The 22,087-nt window shown below is 72.4% G+C and carries 17 protein-coding genes and 2 pseudogenes; 13 read left to right on the forward strand and 6 right to left on the reverse strand.

All coding sequences use genetic code 11. The features are described from left to right. Positions 1–28 precede the first annotated feature (28 nt). Both ACYCO6_RS14500 and ACYCO6_RS14505 read left to right on the forward strand, forming a co-directional pair. Entirely contained in the window at positions 29–1,231 is a 1,203-nt protein-coding gene (locus ACYCO6_RS14500) for a hydantoinase/carbamoylase family amidase (RefSeq protein ID WP_459772441.1), read from the forward strand. A gap of 72 nt (positions 1,232–1,303) precedes the next feature. Next, a complete protein-coding gene (locus tag ACYCO6_RS14505) occupies positions 1,304–1,441 on the forward strand; it encodes a hypothetical protein (protein WP_459772442.1) in 138 nt (45 codons plus the stop codon). Between the two features lie 3 nt (positions 1,442–1,444). On the opposite strand, the gene ACYCO6_RS14510 is transcribed toward ACYCO6_RS14505, so the two are convergent. Beyond that, entirely contained in the window at positions 1,445–2,164 is a 720-nt protein-coding gene (locus ACYCO6_RS14510; RefSeq protein WP_459772443.1) for a CatB-related O-acetyltransferase, read from the reverse strand. Next, entirely contained in the window at positions 2,161–6,102 is a 3,942-nt protein-coding gene (locus tag ACYCO6_RS14515; RefSeq protein WP_459772444.1) for a glycosyltransferase, read from the reverse strand. Before ACYCO6_RS14515 ends, ACYCO6_RS14510 begins: the two co-directional genes overlap by 4 nt. 418 nt (positions 6,103–6,520) lie before the next feature. Between ACYCO6_RS14515 and ACYCO6_RS14520 the strand changes: the two genes are divergently transcribed. From ACYCO6_RS14520 to ACYCO6_RS14535, 4 genes are all read left to right on the forward strand, one after another. Then, the gene (locus ACYCO6_RS14520) at positions 6,521–7,078 is read left to right on the forward strand and encodes a PadR family transcriptional regulator (protein WP_459772446.1); all 558 of its coding nucleotides are present in this window, start codon (positions 6,521–6,523) and stop codon (positions 7,076–7,078) included. 36 nt (positions 7,079–7,114) lie between these two features. After that, positions 7,115–8,032, forward strand: a complete 918-nt coding sequence (locus ACYCO6_RS14525; RefSeq protein ID WP_459772447.1) for a glycosyltransferase family protein — start codon at positions 7,115–7,117, stop codon at positions 8,030–8,032. Continuing rightward, complete coding sequence (locus ACYCO6_RS14530; RefSeq protein WP_459772449.1) at positions 8,029–8,997, forward strand: glycosyltransferase family 2 protein; 969 nt, start codon at positions 8,029–8,031, stop codon at positions 8,995–8,997. The genes ACYCO6_RS14525 and ACYCO6_RS14530 overlap by 4 nt, the downstream gene beginning before the upstream one ends. 117 nt (positions 8,998–9,114) lie before the next feature. Then, complete coding sequence (locus tag ACYCO6_RS14535; protein WP_459772451.1) at positions 9,115–9,996, forward strand: hypothetical protein; 882 nt, start codon at positions 9,115–9,117, stop codon at positions 9,994–9,996. Positions 9,997–10,001: 5 nt separating this feature from the next. Here the strand turns inward: ACYCO6_RS14535 and ACYCO6_RS14540 are convergent. The 4 genes and pseudogenes from ACYCO6_RS14540 to rutA form a co-directional block, all read right to left on the reverse strand. Next, positions 10,002–10,241: pseudogene (locus tag ACYCO6_RS14540) on the reverse strand (alpha/beta fold hydrolase); the annotation flags it as partial. Positions 10,242–10,244: 3 nt separating this feature from the next. Continuing rightward, positions 10,245–10,489 (reverse strand): annotated as a pseudogene (locus ACYCO6_RS14545) (Rid family hydrolase); the annotation flags it as partial. Between the two features lie 43 nt (positions 10,490–10,532). Further along, on the reverse strand, positions 10,533–11,270 hold the full coding sequence (gene rutB, locus ACYCO6_RS14550) for a pyrimidine utilization protein B (RefSeq protein ID WP_459772452.1): 738 nt from the start codon (positions 11,268–11,270) through the stop codon (positions 10,533–10,535). After that, on the reverse strand, positions 11,270–12,364 hold the full coding sequence (gene rutA / locus ACYCO6_RS14555) for a pyrimidine utilization protein A (protein ID WP_459773570.1): 1,095 nt from the start codon (positions 12,362–12,364) through the stop codon (positions 11,270–11,272). Before rutA ends, rutB begins: the two co-directional genes overlap by 1 nt. Before the next feature lie 292 nt (positions 12,365–12,656). Here rutA and ACYCO6_RS14560 point away from each other — a divergent pair, with 292 nt between their 5' ends. The 7 genes from ACYCO6_RS14560 (at position 12,657) to ACYCO6_RS14590 (ending at position 22,041) form a co-directional block, all read left to right on the forward strand. Next, on the forward strand, positions 12,657–13,070 hold the full coding sequence (locus ACYCO6_RS14560) for a DUF4864 domain-containing protein (RefSeq protein ID WP_459772453.1): 414 nt from the start codon (positions 12,657–12,659) through the stop codon (positions 13,068–13,070). A 315-nt stretch (positions 13,071–13,385) separates the two neighbouring features. Beyond that, a complete protein-coding gene (gene thrC, locus ACYCO6_RS14565; protein WP_459772455.1) occupies positions 13,386–14,798 on the forward strand; it encodes a threonine synthase in 1,413 nt (470 codons plus the stop codon). Between the two features lie 85 nt (positions 14,799–14,883). Next, a complete protein-coding gene (locus ACYCO6_RS14570; protein ID WP_459772457.1) occupies positions 14,884–16,179 on the forward strand; it encodes a M16 family metallopeptidase in 1,296 nt (431 codons plus the stop codon). Positions 16,180–16,519: 340 nt separating this feature from the next. After that, positions 16,520–19,450, forward strand: coding sequence for an EAL domain-containing protein (locus ACYCO6_RS14575; protein ID WP_459772458.1), 2,931 nt, complete (start codon positions 16,520–16,522; stop codon positions 19,448–19,450). Between the two features lie 92 nt (positions 19,451–19,542). Beyond that, positions 19,543–19,905: a hypothetical protein gene (locus ACYCO6_RS14580; RefSeq protein WP_459772459.1), complete on the forward strand. Its 363-nt coding sequence runs from the start codon at positions 19,543–19,545 to the stop codon at positions 19,903–19,905. A gap of 29 nt (positions 19,906–19,934) precedes the next feature. Next, a complete protein-coding gene (locus ACYCO6_RS14585; protein WP_459773572.1) occupies positions 19,935–20,858 on the forward strand; it encodes a ferredoxin reductase domain-containing protein in 924 nt (307 codons plus the stop codon). 118 nt (positions 20,859–20,976) lie between these two features. Continuing rightward, on the forward strand, positions 20,977–22,041 hold the full coding sequence (locus tag ACYCO6_RS14590; RefSeq protein ID WP_459772460.1) for an SGNH/GDSL hydrolase family protein: 1,065 nt from the start codon (positions 20,977–20,979) through the stop codon (positions 22,039–22,041). Positions 22,042–22,087: the final 46 nt, after the last annotated feature.

Consider the following 22,087-nt stretch of genomic DNA (forward strand, 5'->3'; position numbering starts at 1 on the left):
GCGGGCGTTCAGCACCTGGGCTCACATCATGACCGCGATCGACACCCAAGCCTTCCTGGCCGACCTGTACGCCCTGCGCGAGATCGGCCGGTTCCGCACCGGTGTCCATCGCCCGACCTACTCCGCTGAGGACATGGAATCCCGCCGCTGGCTCATGGCCCGGCTGGAGGAATGCGGACTGGACGCCTCCATCGACGGGATCGGCAACGTGCTGGGCCGTCATCGCGGCCCCGGCCCGCATCTCCTGGTCGGCAGCCACATCGAGACCCAGAACGAGGCCGGCTGGCTCGACGGGGCGCTCGGGGTCGTGGCCGGGGTGGCGCTGGCCCGGGCTGGGCTGCCGGTGGACGTCGTCGCCTTCGCGGACGAGGAGGGGCATTTCTCCGGCGGCTTCCTGGGCAGCCGCTCGGCGATCGGCGATCTGACCGAGGCCGAGATCGATGCCGCCCGAAACCGCACCGACGGCACGCCGCTGCGGACCGCCCTCGATGCCGCCGGACTTGCCGGCCTGCCGCGGATGCGGCTCGATCCGGGTCGCTACCGCGGCTTCTTGGAGATGCATATCGAGCAGGGCACGCAACTCGAAGCCGCCGGCCTGCATCTCGGCGTGGTGAGCGGCATCGTGGCGATCTGGCAATTCCGGATCGTGTTCGAAGGCAATCAGGACCACGCCGGCGGCACCACCATGGCGGAGCGCCGGGATGCGGGCCTCTCGGCGGTGCGGCTGCTGGCGGCGATCGACCGGGAATTCCCGAAGATCTGCGGCCCCCGCAGCACTTGGACCACGGGGCGGATCACCCTGGATCCCGGCGGCTACAGCATCATCCCGGGTCGGGCCGAGGTGTTCTTCCAGTTCCGCGACGTGTCGGTGCCGGTGCTGGAGCGGATGGAGGCCTGCCTGGAGGCGCTCGTGCGCGAATCGAACCGGCGCGAGCGCTGCCCCGCCACCCTCACGGCCCTGTCGAAGGCGATCCCCGCCCCCTGCGACCCCGGGCTGATGCGCGCGCTCTCGGAAGCCTCCGAACAGGTCTGCCCCGGCGGGTGGCAGGTGATGCCCTCCGGCGCCGGCCACGACGCCCAGAACGTCGCCCGGATCCTGCCGGCCGCCATGCTGTTCGTCCCCTCGATCGGCGGCATCAGCCACCATTGGGCGGAGGACACCAGCGACGCCGACCTCGCCCTCGGAGTGCGGGCGCTGGGCGCGGCGGCGGCGCGGGTGCTGGCGGGTTGAGCGCACCGCCGACCCGGCTGCGCGCGGGTGGCGAGCCCGTCCATTGATCCGGATCAGTCCCGGAGAGCGGCTATGGAGGTTCGCAAGGCAGCGATCACCGACGGGGTCTGGACCGTGTTCGTCGGCTCTGGCCTCTGCTTCAGCGACCTGAGCGAGCCGGATGCCGACGCGCTGGTCGCGGCCTTCGCGCGGCTCGCCGCCGGGGCCTAACCTTCAGCCCTCCGGCACCAGCGACTGGATCGGGATCAGCTCCGGCCGGTATTCCTGCATCCCGCCGGCGATCCGCTCCTCCACCGCATCGAGGAACTTCTCCGGGTCGGTGATCGAGCACTGGCGCAGGTCCCAGAAGGCGTAGCGCCACCATTGTACTGCCAGGTAGCGCTCGATCAGTTTGTCGGGGAAGCGCATCTTCACGATCCGGGCCGGGCTGCCCGCCACGATGGCGTAGGGCGGCACGTCCTTGGTCACCACCGCCATGGCGCCGATGATCGCCCCGTCGCCGATCGTGATGTCGGGCATCAGGAAGGCGCCGTGGCCGATATAGACGTCGTTGCCGATGCGCACGCGCTTGGGCCACAGGTAGGGGCCGCAGATCTCGTAATCCTCCGCCCGCGGCTCGAGGCGGTCGAACACGGCCGAGTGGTGCGTGTAGAAGAGCGGCGAGGTCGAGCCGCAATGGACCGGGTGGCTGCCGCGCCCGACCTGGACGCTCTCGCCGATCGAGCAGTAGCGGGCGATGTCGGCGCCGAAATAGTAGCCGCTTACCGCGTACGAGAACGCCCCCATGGTGAGGCAGTAATCGACGCCCATCCACTTGATGCTGCACGGCGGCTCGAAGATGCAGTCCTCCGGCAGGGCGAAGGGTGCCGGGTGCAGCACCGAGATGCCGCGCCGCAACATCTCCTGCTTCATGTCCTCGTTGACGGAGATCATGCGGCGTCCTCGTCGATGGGGCGTTCCGTCGCGGCCGGCGCCGGGTCCAGCCCGTAATAGTCGCGCATCAGGTCGTCGTAGGTGGCGGCCTGGATCGGCCCGGAGAGCCGCCCGCGCTCCGAGACGTCGACGGCGAGCAGCCGGTCGTTGAAGGCGGCCGGGTCGGTGGCCAGCGCGTAGGGCAGGAGGTGGCCGTTCCGATAGGCGCGCAGCCGCTCGCCCGGCGCGCCGAGATCGAAGGCTGCCACCGGCAGGCCGGTGCGCAGCGCCAGGGTCAGCGCGTACGAGTAGGTCTCCGGCCAGATCGCCGGAAGCAGCACCATGTCGGCCGAGATCCGCCAGACGAGGTCCAGGGCCTCGTGGTCGCTGGAATAGCGCCCGGTCTGGGTGACCCCTGCCCGCTCCAGCCCGCCCGCGAGCGCCGGGTCGGAGAAGCCCACGATCGCGAAGCGCAAAGGCAGGTCCCGGTCCTGCGCGTCGGTGGCCAGCGCCTGCAGGAACAGGCCGCCTTTGGTCGCGCTGATCGCCCCCAGCACCGCGACCCGGCGCACGCGGCCGGGCCGCTGCAGCGCCGTCGAGCGCACGCTGCGCTCCGGCTCCGGATGCGGCCGCACCGTGATCGCCAGGTCCGGGTACACGCCCCGGATCCGCGCGGCCGTGTCGGAGGACGGCGCAAACACCCGCGCCGCCCCGGACAGGAACCGCCCGAACGTGGCCCGCCGCTCGCCCGGATCCGGCTCCTCGAACCCGTCCGCGTCCGAGGCCAGGCACGCCCGGCACGCGGAGACCGGCGCCAGGCCGCAATAGCGCCCGTCCGGCATCACCAGGTGGTTGCGGTGGCAGACCGGCGAGTAGTCGTGCAGCGTCCAGGCATAGGGCCGGCCTGACCCCGCCACCAGGTCCATCAGCACCCGCGCCGCCGCCCAGCGCAGCCCCGCCAGCGAGTGCACGTGGATCAGGCGCGGGGCCAGCTGCGCGACGAAGCCGGCGAGTTCCTCGGCGTCGCGCGGCAGGTACAGGCTGTCGAGGTTGGGCAGGTACAGGAACTCGGGGCTGCGGTAGGAGACGTGGACCTGCAGGTTGCGGGTGCGGTCGATCTGCAGCAGCACCACGCTCAAACCCTCGGCCCGGGCCTGGGCGATCATGTCGTCGATGTGCCGCTGGATGCCCCCGCCCCAGCTGTGGGTCACGTACAGCAGCGCCCGGCCCGAGAAGTGCCGGGCCAGCCGGTACAGGTCGATCCGCGCCCGCCCGCGCCGGCCGGGATCGGCCTGGACGAACTGGCCGACCAGCGCCGGGTAGTCGGGATGCTTGGCCAGCAGCGCCGCCTGGCCCTGGTCGTACTCGCCGCCCTCATCGAGCCCGAACGAGATCTGGCCGGCATGGTAGACGTAGACGTCCTCGGCCAAGAGGTTGGCAAAGCCCGCCTTGCTGGCGCGCAGGCACCAGTCGTTCTCCTCGCCGTAGCCCTTGCCGAAGGCCTCGGCGTCGAGGTCGCCGACCGCGTCGAGCGCTTGCGCGGTCATGTACATGCAGAAGCCGACGCCGGTGGGCACGGGCACGGCGCGGCCGCGGTTGATCCGGGACACGGCCGCATCGAGATCGGGGCGGGCGATCTCGAGCGGCATGGTGTTGTTGGCGTTGAAGCGCGGGTAGCTGCAGATCGTGGCGTTGTTGGACAACGGCGTGACGCTGCCCACCCGCGGGCGGGCGTCGGCGGGCGCTGCCCCGTCCCCGGACGGCTCGGCAGCGGGCTCGGCATGGGCGACCAGGCGGTCGAGCCAGTCGCCGAAGACCTGGGCGTCGGAGTTGAGCAGGACGACGGCCCGGCCCTGGCGGAGGCTGAGGGCGCGGTTGACCGAGCGGACGAAGCCGAGGTTGTGTTCGTTCTCGACGAGGTGGAACAGGCCGCGGGCGGCGAGGTCGGCCAGCTCTGCGCAGAGCTGCGGGTCGGGGGAGCGGTCGTTGACGGCCAGCAGGGTGAAGGGGGTGGCTTGGCGCGCCGACAGGCAGGCGTGGATGGCGCGCAGGGTCTCGCCGCGGCCCTTGTAGACGGGGACGATGACGACGACGCGGGCCTGGTCGATGGGCAGCGCCGGGGGCAGGCCGTCCCAGTCCTGCGGGTCGGGCGCGGTCATGGGCGGGTAGGTGCCCAGATCCTCGGGCGCGCTCATCAGCCCGGCGGCCCGGCCGGTCCGGACATAGTGCTGGACCGGCGACTCCCCCGGACCGAACAGGTGGCCGTAGGTCTCCTTGTAGAAGGCGATGGAGAAGCTCTTGCTGGGGTCGCGCCCCTCGTGCTGGCCGTAGGCGACGAAGTGGGCGAGCGGCCCGCCCGGGGCGCTGGCGGCGTCGGGATTGCGCTTGGCGTAGAAGGCGGCATCGAAGAAGGGCTCGATCTCCCGGGCCTCGTCGCCGAGCGCCGCCTCCCGCGAATCCGGTTTGCCATAGCGCGGGTGGAAGGCGCCGGCCGTGATATCGGTGCCGTGCAGCAGCGCCGTGGCGAGAAAGTGGGCGAGCGGCGCCAAGCCCGTCTCGCGCACCCCGGCATGCGCGTCGAGATAGGCCTGCCCGTCAAAATCTGGCCGCGGGTTTCGGCTCTTGCGCCAGCCGGTGTCGCAGTAGTCGCGCACCGCGTCGGCGTCCTCAGCCAGCCCGTAGCGCTCGCGGTAGTAGGCGTGGTCGAAATGCCCCGCCAGCAGCCGCGCCTGCAGATCCAGCACCGCCGCCCGGTCCACCGGCTCGCGCCCGATCGCCCCGAGCCAGCCCGTGTCCTCGACCGGCGCCCGCGCCGGCCGCAGGCCGCACACCCGCAGCAGCGCGGAAAGCGTCGAGCGCCCGGGGCCCGGATCGCGCAGCTCCCGCCAGCCCGCGCTGGCAAAGTGCAGGTACGGCGCCGTCCCGCCCACATCCGGGTAGGTCGCCCGGTACCAGCCCGCATCCACCGCCGGCAGGTTCAGCCGGTGCGGCTCGGCAAACGGCTCGGCGCCACTCAGCCGCGCCTCGGCCACATAGCGGAAGAACGGATCGTCGCTGACCGCCCGGCTGCCGGCGCGCGCCTGCACGAACCCGGCCGGGTCGAAGTCCGGGCGCGGGCTGGCCAGCGCCCGCCAGCCTTCCGCCACGTAGAAGCGCAGCAGCTCCGCGTCCGAGGCGTCGGCCAGCGCCTCGACCTTTGCCGCGTCGAGGCTCTGCCGGTAGTGGGCGGCGTCGAAGAAGGGCGCGAGCGTCGCGATCCGCAGCGCCAGCGCCTCGGCCGCGCCTGGCCGGGCGAGGCCGCCGGTGAGGACGTAGTGCACCAGCGGGTTCTGGGTGGTGTAGGTGATCCCGCGGGTGAGGCAGTAGGCCAGGGTGTCGAAGCGGGGCGACGGCTCGCGGCCCTCGCGCCAGCCCGAGGCCATGTAGTGGGCCACCGGGTCGACGCCGGCGTCCCGCAGGTCGGGGTTGTGGGCGAGGTAGAACGGCCCGTCCACGAGGCGGCGGGCCAGGCGCTCGGCCTGGCGCGTGTCGGGTCTGGGCAGAGCCGGACCGCCCGCGCCGCCGCGCTGGCCGACGTGGCGCCTCTTACCGCGCTGTGCGGTAAGGAAGTGCAGGAACGGGTTGATGCCAGCTTCGGCGAGGTAAGGGCGCGCGGCGAGGTAGTCGGCGGAGGAGAAGTCGGGCCGCGGGTCGCGGCCCTCGCGCCAGCCCTGGACCAGGTAGTCGCGCACCGGATCGGCCGTGATGCCGTACCAGCTCGCGTAGAACCCCGCGTCGAAGTACGGCGCCAGCGCGGCGATCAGGCGCGCTTCGAGGTCTGCGCCCTTCGCCGCATCCGCGCCCGCCCAATGACGGTGCAGGGCCGCCGGCTTGGCCAGCGGATCGCGAAACCGGCCGAGGCCGCGCGTGATCTGCCTGAGCGCCGATGCCCGGCCGATTGCGTTGGAGCCGAGGCGCATCTCAGGCCTCTGCGGAGGGGCGTTCGCCGCGTGCCGTCACGGAGCGCGGCATCCATCGTCCGCCTTCGGGGCGGCCGCGGTCGAGGCGCGGGGCTCGGATCGGGTCATGGGCGGCAGCTGGCGGGCAGCGTCGGGGCGCAAAGGGGCGCGGCGATAAGGGCATTTGATTATCCGTCGCACTAACGGAACCGGCGGAGCCCGTAAACCGCAAGGCCGCCCGGCCCGCTCTGCCCGATCACTGTTGGGGCTGCCGCGTCGGAGTGGACCGGCTCCGCCGAGCTCGCGCCCTTGTGGGAGACGCAATTTCGATATATCTGAAATTTAGATATATCGAAATTGAGCCGGCACCATGCATCCCATGGACTCCCTCCACCCCGATCCCTTCGACATCTATCGCTCCCGCGCACATCGGAGCCCGATGGACGCCGATCCCCGCGGGCGGCACGGTCCCCACGGCCATCACGGCCGCGGGCCCGGCGACCGGCGGATGTTCGGGCGCGGCGGCCGCGGCGATCTCGCGCGCTTCTTCGCCCATGGCGACCTGCGCCTCGTCATCCTCCACCTCATCGCCGAGAAGCCGCGGCACGGCTACGAGATCATCAAGGCCATCGAGGAGCGGGTCGGCGGCGCCTACAGCCCGAGCCCCGGCACGGTCTACCCGACGCTCACGCTCCTGGAGGAGATCGGTCACGTGACGGTGACCCCCGGGGAGGGCACTAAGCGGCTGCACACGATCACCCCGGAGGGGCAGGCCGTCCTGGAGGGCAATCGCGCGACCCTGGAGGCAATCCTCGCCCGGATGGCGGAGGCCGAGGCCGCCCGCGGCGACGGCCCGCCGCCCTCGGTGGTGCGGGCCAAGGAGGGGCTGAAGCTCGCCCTGCAGATGCGGCTGGCCCGCGGGCCGCTCAGCGCGGAACAGGCCGCCGCCATCACGGCCGCCCTGGAGGCGGCGACAGCCGCGGTGGAGCAGGCGTGAGCCGCCGGGCGTGCCACCCCTGCCCGGGCGCGACCGGTGCCTGATCCGCGGCTGAGCGGCCTCGCCCTCGGAATCACCCTGTTCCGGCCGGGGCGGGATCAGGTGGACCGGGTCGTGGCGCAGGCCTCGGCCGGGTTCGGCGCGGTGATCGCCTTCGACAACGGCGGGCTCACGCCCGCCGACGGCGCGCGCCTCACCCGGGCGGGCGTGAGCCTGCTGACGGAGGGGCAAAACCTCGGCATCGCCGAGGCGTTGAACCGGATCGCAGCCGCTGCCCGAGCCGCGGGGGCCGACACCCTCCTGCTCCTCGACCAGGATGCCGAGCCCCCGGCGGGCCTCGCCCCCACGCTGCTGGCGGGCCTCGGCCGGCTGCGGGCGGCCGGGATCCCGGTGGCGGTCGTCGGGCCCGCCCCGGGACCGGCGCCCGGCCACAAGGCGCCCGCCTACCCGGCCCGTCCCGGCGCGCCGGAGCGCGGCGATCTCGCGCCGGTGCAGTTCCTGGCGACCTCGGGCTCGCTCATCGACCTCGATGCATTCGCTCGGGTCGGGCCGTTCCGGGCCGACTTCTTCATCGACGGGGTCGAGCTCGAATGGTGCTTTCGCGCCTGGAGCCGCGGCTACGGCTGCTACGTCGCCCGTGCCGCCGCGATCCCGCACCGGGTCGGCGGCGGAGTGATCCGCGCCTTCGGGATCGCGATGCCGCGCCAGCCCCTGTTCCGCATGGCGACCTACCTGCGCAACGCCGTCTATGCGTGGCGTCTGCCGCATGTGCCGCTGCGCTGGAAGCTCGCCCAGGCGGCCTACCTGCCGCTCCAGGCCGGGCTGTACTGGACGGATTCTGGCTGGCGGCCCGCCGTGCTGGTGCGGCTCCTCGCGGCCGCCCGCGACGGCGCCCTCGGGCGCCTCGGTCCGCCCAGGGACCTGCCTCAGGATCTGCCCCAGGATCGTCCGTGACCGACCGCCCTGCCCTTCGCCCGGTTCTGGACGTGGTGATCGTCAATTGGAACGGCGGCGCGCTGCTGCGCGCCTGCCTGGCAAGCCTCGCGGCCGCGCGGGATGCCGCCGCCATCCAGGTGACCGTGGTGGACAATGCGTCGGTGGACGGTTCCACCGAGAACCTGCCCGCCCTACCCCGCCCGCTGCGGCTGATCCGGAACGATGCGAATCTCGGATTCGGCCGGGCCTGCAACCAGGGCGCTGCCGCCGGGGATGCCCCCGCGATCCTGTTCCTCAACCCGGACACGCAGGTGGAGCCCGACGCCCTCGGCGTGGCCCGGACCGCCCTGATGGCCGGTCCGCGGACCGGGATCGTGGGTGCGCGGCTCGCCGATCCCGACGGGCGGACCGCGCGCTCCTGCGCCCGGACCCCGTCCGGCCTCGGCCTCCTCGGCCGCGCCCTGGCGCTGGACCGTCTGGGGCTGGTGCGGCCGCATTTCCTCCTCGAGTGGGACCACGCGGAGGACCGTGCCGTCGACCAGGTGATGGGCGCCTTCCTGATGATCCGCCGGGATCTGTTCCAGGACCTCGACGGCTTCGACCCGCGCTTCTTCGTCTACTGGGAGGATGTCGACCTCTGCGCCCGCGCCCGCGCTGCGGGGTTCGCGGTGCGGCACGTGGCCGGCGCAGTCGCCCGCCATGTCGGCCAGGGCACGACCCGGCAGGTGCGGGCGCGGCGGCTGTTCTACTTCCTGCGCAGCCAGATCCTCTACGCCGGCAAGCATCACGGCATCGCCGCGGCCCTCGCGCTGACGGTGGCGAGCTTCGGCGCGCAGGTGCCTCTGCGGCTCGCCCTGGCGCTCGCCCGCCGCTCCCCGACGGAGGCCGCCGAGGTGCTGCGGGCGGCCGGCCTCCTGGCTGCGGCGCTGCCGGGACTCGTGCGGCAGCTTACAGGATCCGCGCTCGTGCGGACGGCCGGCTGATCCGGGAGCCGCGATGCCGCACGCACAGCCGATCACCCCCCGGCAACGGCGCGCCCGCGCCCTGCCCGCCCAGGCGGCCGGCCGCGACGGGAGCGAGGCCATCGATCCGGCCCGGCCGTGACGCGCCCGCCGCTCGCAGCAGGCGCCCGGTTCTGGTGCCTCGCCTTCCTGGCCCTCGGCCTGCCGGCCTGCGTCGCGCTGGCGCTGATCGGTCCGCCCGGCGAGCCCGTCGGCGGGCTCGGGAATGGCGCGGCCTTCCTGATCCTGGGCCTGTCCGCTCTGGCGCTGGCCTCCCGGGGCCAGGCGGCCCTGTTCGCGCTGCTCTGCCTGCCGGCCTCGCTCGCGGCCGCCTCCGGCCCGGAGGGGCCGGTGATCGGGCTGGCCACGCTCGCCGCCGCCCTGCTCACGCCCCGGCCGCTGACAGGCCGCGGAAGGCCTGTGCGCCTTGGCGCTGCGGCGCTGGCCATCGCCCTGATCGTGCTGGCGCGGCCGGCCTACGCGCCGCTCGCCGGGATGCTGCTGGTGCCGTTCCCGCCGACGGGGCGGCTCGGCCGCTTCGGCTGGGATCGCCTGGCGCCCGCCGTCCTCGCCCTCCTGCCCGCATTCTTCCGGACGTCGCTCGCCGCCGGGGCAGGGGGTGGGGCCGCCCTGTCCCCATCCTGGCCCCCTGCCCTTTACGGACTCTGGGTCCTGGCTCTGCTGGTGCCACCACTCGCCCTGCGGCGCGGTCCCCTGCCCCCGCCGGCGGAGCGACTCTGGCTCGCGGGCTGCGCGGTGCTGAGCCTGTGGCTGGTGGTCCTGGCGCAGGCCCTCGCCCCCACCGGCCATGCCGACGGGCTGCAGGTCCGCGATCTGGTGCCACTGGCCTCCCTGCTGGTTCTGGCCTTCGCCCGGGGGCGGTTCGGCACCGCCGCGTCCCTGCGCTGGCCCGCCCTGCTCCCGGTGCTCGCGGCGGCGGCGAACGTTGCGGCGTTGGTCGTCCTGATTCGATCGGCGTGAGGGGCTCAGGGCCGATCCGGGAAATCCAGCAGCACCCGGTTGAAGGCCTCTGGCCGGGTGACGCTGTGGGCGTGACCACCCTCGGGGGCGCGGTCGAGGCGGGCGTTGGGCAGCGCCGCCGCGAGGCGCTCGGAGGGCGTATGGGGCACCAGCACGTCGTCCCGGGCCGCCATCAGCAGGGTCTCGTGCGGGATGCCCCCGAGCCGGTCGGCGGTCGCGAGCTCCAGGGCGCCGATCCGCGTCAGTACCTCTTCCAAGAAGACGTGGTTGAAAGTGACGTCGCCCAGGGTGCCGCCGGCGGCCTCGACCACGCCCTTGATGGTCTCCGGCACGTGGCGGGCCTGGGCGGCGGCATCCCCGACATGGACCATGTTGGCGTGCTCATCGAGGGGCAGCGTGCCCGAGACGCAGAGCACCCTGTCCGCCAGCGTGCCCGGCACGTAGGGGGCGAGCGGCTTGCCGGTGCCCGGCGGACGACGGCCTGCTTCGGCATGTTTTGGGACTCTCGCGGTGCGGGTAATGGGACGGCGGGTGACCTACTCGGCCGCGGCGCGGGCGCCTGCGCCGAGGGCCGCCTCGAAGGCGGAGACGTCCGAGACCCAGCCGAAGAAGGTCTCGATGTTGGCGAGCGCGGACGCCTGCAGGCTCTCCGGCCCCGCCTGATGAGTGGCGTCGGCCAGCACGATGCCGAAATATTCCCGGTGGAACCCGTCCCGCAGGGTCGACTCGACACAGACGTTGGTGGCGATGCCGGTGAAGACCAGCGTGTTCACGCCCCGAGCCCGCAGGGTGCTGTCGAGGGCCGTGTTGTAGAAGCCGCTGTAGCGCGGCTTGCCCATGACGATGTCGCCGGGCTCCGGCCTCAGGGCGTCGACCAGGGCGTAGTCCCACGAACCCTTGGCGAGGAGCCGCGCGTTCCGCTCCGGATGCCGCCGCATGGTCTTGAGGGCGTTCGACTTATGCCAGTTCGGCGAGCCCGGGCCGCCGGCCTCCACGTAATCCGGGTCCCAGCCGTTCTGGAACCACAGGATCCGGATGCCCGCCGCCCGCGCGGCCGCCACCGCTCGGGCGATGCGCGCGATCACCGGGCCGGTGCCCGACACGTCGAAGCCCGCGAGATCGAGATAGCCCCCCGGGCTCGCATAGGCATTCTGTAGGTCGACGACGATCAGCACCGTCGCGGCCGGATCGAAGGCGACCGGCTCGGGGCGGGCCGGCAGGATCACGCCGCCGTGGCGGCCCTTGGCATCGCGAAAACCCGCGGGCGCCTCCATCACGCCACCTCGGCGAGCGCCGCCTCGGTGACGTGGCGGCGGGTGCGCATCAGGGGCTGGATCCGGGTGCCGAAGGCGTCGAGCCCCTTCAGGAAGTCGTCGAACACCAGCAGCACGCCCTCCACCCCGTCGACCGTCATGATCGCGTCGAGCATCGCCGCCACGGTGGCGTAGCTGCCCACCAGGGTGCCCATGTTGAGGTTCACCGCCGCGGCCGGGTCGGCGAGTTGTCGGACGTTGGTGTCGCTGCCCGATTTGGTGTCGGCCGCGCCCTGCACGCCCAGCCACGCGATCGCCTCCGCGTCGGCCCCCGCCTTGTAGTGCTCCCAGGTCGCCATGGCGGCGGCATCGGTCTCGGCGGCGATGACCATGAACAGGGCGTAGGAGGTCACGCGCCGTCCGGTCTTGGCGCTGGCCTCCGCCAGCCGTTCGACCACGGGCGCGAAGGCCGTGGGGGTGTTGATCCCCTTGCCCAGACAGAAATTGTAGTCGGCGTACCGCGCCGTGAAGGCGAGCCCGGCCCCGCTCTGGCCGGCGCAGATGATCTTCACGGGCGCCTGGGGCCGGGGGCTCAGCCGGCAATCGTTCATCTGGAAGAACGTGCCCTTGAGGTCGCTGGCGCCCGTCTCCCACAGCTCGCGCAGAACCTGAGCGTACTCGGACAGGTACTCGTAGCGCCGGGAGAAATACGCGTCTCCGGGCCACAGGCCCATCTGGTCGTATTCCGGCTTCTGCCAGCCGGTGACGAGGTTCACGCCGAAGCGCCCGTCGGAGATCGAATCGATGGTTGCGGCCATGCGGGCGACGATGGCGGGCGGCAGGCAGAGGGTCGCCGCGGTGGCGAACAGCCTGATCCGGGTGGTGACGGCGGCGAGCCCCGCCATCAGGGTGAAGGATTCGAGGGTGTGGTCCCAGAACTCGGTCTTGCCGCCGAAGCCGCGCAGCTTGATCATCGAGAGGGCGAAATCGAGCCCGTAGCCCTCTGCCTTCAGGGTCACCTGCTTGTTGAGTTCGAAGCTCGGGCGGTATTGCGGCGCGTTCTCCGACAGGAGCCAGCCGTTGTTGCCGATCGGGATGAACACCCCGACGCTCATGGCCCGGGTCTCCGCTTCCGCCTGGATCTGCGTCATGGCTACGCGCTCCGCTCGGCCGATCCCGCCCCGTGACGGGAGCGGTTCGCGAAAGGCTGGCAAAACCCGGGCGAGGGGTCAAACCCGCGCGCCCGGTCAGGCGCGGAAATGCTTATTTTTACAGCGACTTGCCCGCATTGCGCGCGGATCCTGCACAGACCGTGCGCGCCTGCCCGGCCTGCTTGCCGCCGGCGCCCGGACAGCTAAATTCTTGGCCGGCTCCCGATCCCGAGCCCCTTGGTCGGAGTGACCGTCGATGCGCGCGTGGCTCGCCCTCCTGTTCCTCCTGTGCGTCGCGGGACCGGCGGCGGCCGATGACGGCGCCCGCGCGGCGGCCCGGGCGGTGATCACCAAGCAGGTCGAGGCGTTCGGGCGCGACGACGCGCCGGCCGCCTACGCTCAGGCGGCCCCGGCTATCCGGGAACTCTTTCCGAATGCCGACCTGTTCATCGGCATGGTCCGCAACCGGTACCGGCCGGTCTACCGCCACCGCAGCTTCGTGTTCGGCGAGGCCCGGGACACCGGCGCGGACAGCGTGGTCCAGTCGGTGGCGATCCAGGACGAGTACGGGGTCGACTGGACCGCCGAGTACAGCCTTGCCCGGGACGCGGACGGGCAGTGGCGCATCACCGGCTGCCGCCTGACCAAGGCGCCGGGCACGCGTGCCTGAGGGGCGTCCGCTGCCGTTGCGGCGGGCGCGGCGTTGTAGGGCCTCGGGCCGCATCGTCGCGAGCCTGTCGAGAGGCTGCAGAGCCATGTCGGCTCCCGTCATGGGTCCGGCTGCGCCGCCCAATGGGTCCGGCTGCGACGCCCACCGGGCGATGCGGCTCAGATGGCCGGCGCGGCCGCGAAACCGGTCTGAACCCGCCCGTTCAGCCCCGTTAGACCGCCGCCCCGCTCTCCCGGTGGACCGGGCTCGCGTTCCGGGCTTTCGACAGGCCCGCCCGCATCGTGTAGAGGGAGCGCCTTCCCCTCGGAGGACCCTGTGCTCCACGTCTCGACTCGCGGTGAGGCCGCGCCGCTCTCGTTCTCGGACGCGCTCCTCGCGGGCTTGGCCCGCGACGGCGGGCTCTACGTGCCGCAGACTTGGCCGCAGATCGGCCATTCGGAGATCGCCGCCCTGGCGGGCCGACCCTACGCGGAGGCCGCCAAGCGCGTGCTGCGCCCGCTGATCGACGGCGACATCGCCGGCCCGGACCTCGACCGGATGATCGACGCCGCCTACGCGACGTTCCGCCATCCGGCGGTCTGCCCGCTGACCCAGCTCGACGACAACCTGTTCCTGCTGGAGCTCTTCCACGGGCCGACGCTCGCCTTCAAGGACGTGGCGATGCAGCTGCTCGGGCGGCTGATGGACCACGTGCTGGCCCAGCGCGGCGCCCGCGCCACCATCGTGGGCGCGACCTCGGGCGATACCGGCTCGGCGGCCGTGGAGGCCTTCGGCGGCCTCGACCGGGTCGACGTGTTCATCCTCTACCCGCACGGGCGGGTCTCGGAGGTTCAGCGGCGGCAGATGACCTCGGTGCCGGCGCAGAACGTCCACGCGCTCGCCGTCGACGGCACGTTCGACGATTGCCAGAACCTGGTCAAAGCCCTGTTCCAGCACGCCGATTTCGCCGATGCGGTGCGTCTGTCGGGCGTCAACTCGATCAACTGGGCCCGGGTCGCGGCCCAGGCGGTCTACTACTTCACCAGCGCGGTGGTGCTCGGCTCGCCCCACCGCCCGGTCTCCTTCGCGGTGCCCACGGGCAATTTCGGCGACGTGCTCGCCGGCTGGGTCGCCAAGCAGATGGGCCTGCCGATCAAAAGACTGATGATCGGCACCAACGCCAACGACATCCTGGTGCGAACCCTGGAGCACGGCGCCTACGCGCTGCGCGGCGTGGTGCCCACCACCTCGCCGTCCATGGACATCCAGATCTCCTCGAACTTCGAGCGGCTCCTGTTCGAGGCGCTCGGGCGCGACGCCTCGTCCCTGTCGCGGCTGATGGCCGGGCTGAAGCAGTCCGGCGGCTTTTCCCTCAGCCCGGAGGTCCTCGCCACGGTCCGCTCGGAGTTCGACGCCGTCGCGGTGCCGGAGCCCGACGTCATGGCGGAGATCGCCCTCACCCAGGCCGCCACCGGGGTGGTGCTCGATCCCCACAGCGCCATCGGGGTGCGCGCCGGGCGGCGGCTCCTGGAGAAGGATCCGGCGACCCCGGTGGTGGCGCTCGCCACCGCGCATCCGGCCAAGTTCCCCGATGCGGTCGCCAAGGCCACGGGCGGCCTGCGACCGGCCCTGCCCCCGCACCTCGCCGACCTGATGGACCGGCCCGAGCGCCTGACCCGGGTGGCCAACGACCAAGCCGCTCTGGAAAAGCTGATCCGCGAGCGCGCCCGCATCACGAAGGGCGCGTGAGCTTGAAGCGGGTGGCGCGGGTCCCCTCTCCCGCACGGGAGAGGGGACCCGCGCCACATCCGGGATCCCTCGCGACGAGCCTTCGATGAACCAGCACTTCTCCACGCACGCCGCCTCGCCGTCCTTGCGCACGACGCGGCTTGAGAACGGTGTCACGGTGGTCACCGAGCCGATGCCGGGGGTGGCCACCGCCAGCCTGGGCGTCTGGGTCGGCGCCGGCTCGCGCAACGAGCGCGCCGACGAGGCGGGGCTGTCCCACCTCATCGAGCACATGGCGTTCAAGGGGACGCGGACGCGCTCGGCGCAAGCGATCGCCGAGGAGATCGAGAATGTCGGCGGCGAGATCAACGCCGCCACCTCCACGGAAGGGACGAGCTACACGGCCCGGGTGCTCGGCGAGGATGTCGGCCTCGCTCTCGACGTGATCGGCGACATCCTCACCGATTCGGTCTTCGACGCGGGCGAGCTCGCCCGGGAGAAGGGCGTGATCCTGCAGGAATACGCCGCCGTCGAGGACACCCCCGACGACGTGGTCTACGACGCCTTCACGGAGGTCGCCTTCCCGGACCAGCCGGTGGGCCGGCCGATCCTCGGGCGGCCCGAGACGATCCGGAGCTTCGACGAGGCCGGCATCCGCGCCTACCTCGACCGGGAATACACGCCGGACCGTATCGTGGTGGCCGGGGCCGGGGCCGTGACCCACGAGGCGATCGTGGCGGCGGCCGAGCGCCATTTCGGCGCCCTGCCGGTCAAGGCGGCTCCCGATGCGGTGCCGGGCGTCTACGGCGGCGGCGAGCGGCGGATGCCGCGCAAGCTCGAACAGGCCAACGTGGTGATCGGCCTGCCGGGCCTGTCGTTCCGGGACGACCGCTACTACGCGCTCCACATGTTCGCGCAGGTGCTGGGCGGCGGGCTGACCTCGCGGCTGTGGCAGGAGGTGCGGGAGACTCGCGGCCTCGCCTATGAGATCCAGGCCTTCCATTGGCCCTTCTCCGATTGCGGCCTGTTCGGCATCGGCGCCGGCACCGCCGGGGCGGACCTGCCCGAGCTCGTCGACGTGACGCTCGCCGCCACCGCCCGGGCCGCCCGCGACCTCGACGGGGCCGAGATCGCCCGCGCCAAGGCGCAGCTCAAGGTGTCGCTGCTCTCGGCGCTGGAGACGCCGGGCGGACGCATCGAGCGCAACGCCCGCCAGATCCTGGCCTGGGGCCGGGTGATCCCCGCCGGGGAGGTGATCGCCAAGGTCGATGCCGTCACGGTCGCGGACGTGCGGGCCGCGGCCGCCGCGATGCTGCAGGGCACCCCGACGCTGGCGGCGATCGGCCCGATCCGCAAGCTGCCGGCCCTCGACCGGATCGCGGCCGCGCTCCGGGCGGCCTGAGGGCTTGTCGGATCTCCGCGACAGAGATCCAACACCCCTCATCCTGAGGGGCCGAAGCGCAGCGAAGGCCTCGAAGGAGCCTTCCAGGGATCGCGCGCCGTCCGGGGGGCTCCTGCGAGGCCCGCTGCCGCGGGTCCCTCAGGTGGAGGCCGAGGGTTGGAGAGTTCGGGGCGAGCAGGCTCCGACAGACTCAGATTCGTGCTGCGGAGCGACCGCTCTCCGCTCAGCCCAACTTGATTTGGCCGCAAAGGGGCGCGATCCGCGGCATGTGGACCGGCTGCGGGGCGACCTTGTCCCAGGTGAGGCCCGCGCCTATCGATCGAGGCCGCCCGGGCGGCTGATGCCGAAGCTCGCACGGCCGGAAGTCAAGACACCCTTGCGCATCCTCGCCCTCCTCCTGACCCTGGTCGGCGGTCTCGTCGGTGCCCTGGCGCTCACGCTCGCCTCGAGCGGGTCCGCCCAGGCCGTGGAAGCGGTCCGCGTCACCCTCGACGCGCCGGTGATCGACCTGACCACCGCCATCGAGCGCTACCGCTCGGACGGCGACCTGATCCAGATCTCCACGGCGCCCGGCAAGGACGGCATCGTCCGCCGCATCGTCGTGAAGGCGCGCGACGCCGGGGCCCGGCCCGACTGGATCGTGTTCGCGCTCACCAACGACACCGACGAGCAGATCGACCGCATCCTGGTCGCCCCGCATTTCCGGCTGGTGGATTCCGGGGTGATCTGGCCCGATCTCGGCGGCTCACGCATCGCCGCCATCACGGCGAGCCAGGGCATCCGCCCGGAGCGGGACGAGAACCCCGAGGCCGACCAGTTCACCATCACGCTGGATCCCGGCACGACCGTCACCTACGTGGCCGAGCTGCGGGGCATCAACGTCCCCCAGCTCCGCCTCTGGGATCAGGACGCCTATCGCCGTAAGACCGCCGGGCTGACCCTCTACAAGGGCATCATCATCGGCATCAGCGGCCTGCTGGCGCTGTTCCTGACCATCGTGTTCGTGGTCAAGGGCGCGATCATCTTCCCGGCCGCTGCCGCGCTCGCCTGGTCGGTGCTCGCCTATGCCTGCATCGATTTCGGCTTCCTGCAGCGGGTCTTCCCAGTCACCGAACTCGCCGAGCGGGTCTACCGGGCCTCCGCCGAGGCGGTGCTCGGGGCGACGCTGCTGGTCTTCCTGTTCGCGTATCTCAACCTCGCCCGCTGGCACGTGCGCTACAGCCACGTGGCGTTCTTCTGGCTCGCCTTCCTGGCCGGCCTCGTCGGGCTCGCGGTGTTCGATCCGCCGGTGGCGGCGGGCGTGGCGCGCATCTCCATCGCGGCGGTGGCGGGAATCGGCCTGCTGCTGATCGTCTACCTCGCCGCCCATAACGGCTACGACCGGGCGATCCTCCTGGTGCCCACCTGGCTGCTGCTGGTGGTCTGGGTCACGGCCGCGGGCTTCGCGGTCACCGGCCAGATCGGCAGCGACCTCGTGCAGCCGGCGCTCATCGGCGGCCTCGTGCTGATCGTGATGCTGATCGGCTTCACGGTGCTCCAGCACGCCTTCGCGGGGGGCGGCCTCAGCCACGCCCTGGTCTCCGACACCGAGCGCCGGGCGCTGGCGCTCACCGGGGCCGGCGACGTGGTGTTCGACTGGGACGTGCCCGCCGACCGGGTCTTCGTCGGCCCGGAGATCGAGGGCCAGCTCGGCCTCGCCCGGGGCACCCTGGAGGGGCCGGCCACCAACTGGCTCGGGGCGCTGCACCCGTTCGACGTGGAGCGCTACTCGGCGGCCCTCGACACGGTGATCGAGGAGCGGCGCGGCCGCATCGTCCACGATTTCCGCCTGCGTTCGGCCGCCGGCACCTTCTTCTGGTACCGGCTGAAGGCGCGACCCGTGATCGGCGCCGACGGCGAGGTGATCCGCGTGGTCGGTACCATCGCGGACGTCACCGAGCTCAAGACCGCCGAGGAGCGCCTGCTCCACGACGCCGTGCACGACAGCCTCACCGGCCTGCCGAACCGCGAATTGTTCGGCGACCGCCTCGACGCGGCTTTGGCCTTCGCCGGCCAGGACCAGCGCCTCAAGCCGACGGTGATCGTGCTGGATGTCGACCGGTTCAAGGGCATCAACGACGCGATCGGCCTGTCGGCGGGTGATTCGATCCTGCTCACCCTGTCGCGCCGGCTCGGGCGCCTGCTGCGCCCGCAGGACACCCTGGCCCGGGTGGCCGGCGACGAGTTCGCGGTGATCCTCCTCTCGGAGCGCGACCCCGACCGTATCCTGGCCTTCGCCGAGATGATCCGCCGGGCGATCGCCACGCCTATCACCTACGCCGACCGGGAGATCTTCCTCACGGTCTCGATCGGCCTCGCGCTCTACGAGGCCGGCGCCAACCTCAAGCGCGACGAGGTGTTCAAGAGCGCCGAGATCGCCATGATCCAGGCCAAGCGCAACGGCGGCGACCGGATCGAGGTGTTCCGCGCCCACATGCGCACCGACCGCTCGGACCGGCTGATGCTGGAGAGTGACCTGCGCAAGGCGATCGAGCGCAACGAGATGAAGGTGCTGTTCCTGCCGGTGGTGCGGCTCGAGGACCGCACCGTGGCGGGGTTCGAGACCGTGCTGCGCTGGGACCACCCGAAGCTCGGTCGGATCCCCGCCTCGACCTTCCTGCCGCTCGCCGAGGAGAGCGGCTTCGTGGTCAATCTCGGCATCTTCGCCCTGGAGCGCACCGCGCTCGAACTCGCCGCCTGGCAGCGCTCCCTCGAAGTGGAGCCGCCGATCTTCGCGGCCTGCAACCTGTCCTCGCGCCAGCTCCTGCGCCACGACCTCCTGCACGACGTGAAGACCGTGCTGGCCCGCTCCGGGGCGCTCCCCGGCTCGCTCAAGCTGGAATTCAGCGAGAGCCTCGTGATGGAGAACCCGGAATATGCCGCCCAGATGCTGGCGCGGATCCACGACCTCGGGGCGGGCCTGTGCCTGTCGGATTTCGGCACCGGCTACTCGGCCCTCTCCTACCTCCAGCGCTTCCCCTTCGACACGATCAAGGTCGACGCGACCTTCGTGCGCCAGATCGGCACCGGGCAGACCGCGATCCTGCGCTCCATCGTCCGCATGGCGAGCGAATTGAACCTCGCCATCGTGGCGGAGGGCTGCGAATCGGAAGCCGATGCCCAGGCGCTCGCCGGGCTCGGCTGCGAATACGCGCTGGGGCCCGCCTTCGGCGAGCCGATGACCATGCTGCAGGCCCGCCAGATCGTCGGCGCGGCCCCGGAAGCGGCCTGAGTCGCCGATCGGTTTAAGCCGGTCTTAACCATGTCCGATCAAGCTCCTGTTGATGGACGGGCCTTTTCAGCGCCCGCGAAGGGGATGGGTCGATGGCCGAGGCGGCACGGCGTTACCAGCAGGCAGGCAGCTCCGATCTCGTGCGCCGCCTGATGGCCCGGCCGGTCCGGCTGGATCAGGTCCGGACCCGACTGCCCCTGCCCGGCCGCGATCCGCACCGCGCCGATGAGACCGCCGACGACCCGTCCGGCGACGCGGACGAGGCCGATGAGATCGCCCGCCTCGAGACCGAGCTGCAGGTGATGAAGGCGGTGCTGCGCGCCCAGCGCCAGGAGGTCGAGGCATTGCGGGCGCAGCGCCAGCTCCTCACGGAATCCGCCCCGGACGACGATGTCCGCGCGACCCGGGAGCGCTGGGCGGCCCTCGTCGACACGCTTCTGATCCGCGCCCGGTGAACCCTCTCCAGACCCTGCGAGGTACGGCCATGGGGGCGCGCTGCTCGCTCGTCGTCAACGGCCGGTCGGTGCGTGTCTCGACCGGCGACACGCCGCTGGAGGCGGCGCTCGCGGAGGGCATGATCGCGCCGCTCCAGGTGCCGCAGACCGGCCAGGCGGCCGGTCAGGGAAGCACGGCGCCCTCCGGACGCCGCCACCCGGCCCGCCGGGCCCGGGCTGAGGCCCTGCGGCCGAGCCTTCCCGGTGCCCCGATCCAGGGCCAGGAGGAGGCGCCGCCGCCACCGGTTGCCATCCGCAAGGGCACTGTCACGGAGATCCGCCGGCTCAGTCCCGGCATCGTCGAGATCGTGGCGACCCTGACCCGGCGCCCGACCGGCGAGCCCGGCCACCAGGCCCTCGTGACGTTCGCGGGCCTGCCCGCCATGACGCTCGCCCCGACGCTGCGGGTCGACGGCGCGGCCGAGATCAACGAGGCGGTGTTCCACATCGCACGCGACCCCGAGGGTGACCCGATCGACGCGATCCGGCTCGATCAGCCCGTGCGGCTGAAGGGGCCCGTGGGCCGGGGGCAGTACCGTCCGGGCGGCGGGCGCCTCGTGCTGGTGGCGGCCGGCGCCGGCTTCGGCCCGATCTGGGCGATCGCCCGGGCAGCCCGCTACATCGAGCCCGCCCGCGAGATGGCGCTCGCGGTGGGTGCCCGCGACGCCCTTGATCTGTACATGCGCGAGAGCCTGGACTGGCTGCGCCGCACCGGCGTCGGCCGGATCGTGCTCTGCGCGGATCGCGGGCGCCAGCGCCCGCCCGACGTGCGCTCCGGCCCGCTCACGGCCCATCTGCCGAGCCTGCGCGCCACCGACGTGGTCCACGTGGCGGGCGACGTCTCGACGGTGGGCGCCGTGCAGGTGCTGGCCGCCTCGGTGGGGGCGCGCTGCTACCCGATCGTGCTCGACTGAGGCGGGCCGCCTCGACGCGGCTGCGATCCGCTGGTACCCGCGCCGGGGTGGCCCGGCGGCCCGGCCGCGCGACGCCGACCTATCGACGCCCCCTGAGCCCGAGCCGATTCGAGCCCCGATGTTCCGCGTCCTCTGCCTCGGCTACAGCGTCACGGAGCTGCCGGGCTATGTCGAGCGGGCCAACGCCCTCGCGGCAGCCGAGAGGCGGCCGCTGACCCTCCTGCGGAGCGGCTGGGGCGGGCACTCGCTGCCCTCCATCGCCTGCCTGATCGACGAGATTCTGGACGCGATCCCCTGCGACTTCGTCCTGCTCGAGCTGTTCACCGGCAACGTGCGCTACTTCGACGGCGCGACGATGCGGGCCTATCTCGACGACATCCTCGCGGCGACCGCCCGGCGCGACCTGCCCGTCGCCTTCCTCAATCTCCACCAGGGCGGCGTCGCGTACGGGGCCGAGACCGTCGCCGGCCTGCTCGCGGAGTACCGCGCCCTCTACGGCATCCCGTTTCTCGACATCGCCGCCCCGGTGGCCGAGGCGGGCGCGGGCGACATCACCTATCTCCTGAAGGACGGAACCCACGTCACGCCGGCCGGGGCCGAACTCTACGGCACCCTGGTCTACAGCTTCCTGCGCGCCCCACCCCCGGGCCGCGCCTACATCGACCGGTTCCGCGCGCTGCCGGGTCGGTTCGAATCCCTGCCTCTGCGCACCCTCCCCGGACTGACCTGCGGCTTCGAACTGCGGCGCAACGGCGTCCAGCTGCAATTCCTGGAGATCCCGGAGGACGGCCGCGCCGAGATCCCGCTCGGGCACCCCCGGGACGTGATCGGCCTGCTCGTGACCTACGGTCCGCAGGCGGGCACGCTGACGGTCGAGGATCCGGGAACCAGGCGCGCGCGCGGGATCGTCGCCTACGACGAATTCTCCTATTACACGCGCTCGGTCTTCCGCAGCCTCGCCTTGCCGGCGGCGCGATCCCTGCGGCTCGCGCAATCGGCGGCGCTCCCGGACATCGCCCTGCGCAAGGGCGAGCCGGATCGCGGCCCGCGGCTCGGGCGCGTGTCCCATGTCTTCTGTCGGCGCAGGCTCGGGTTCGCCGCGCGCGCCGCGCTCCTGCGCCACCGGCTCCGGCGCAATCTGCGCCGCATCACGCTGCGGCTCAGGAGGACTCAAGGCGCGTGAGCTCCCTGGCGGGTCGTCGGGGTCGAGGCCGATCGCAGGGCTTCGC

This window comes from Methylobacterium sp. CM6257 (genome assembly GCF_054611515.1).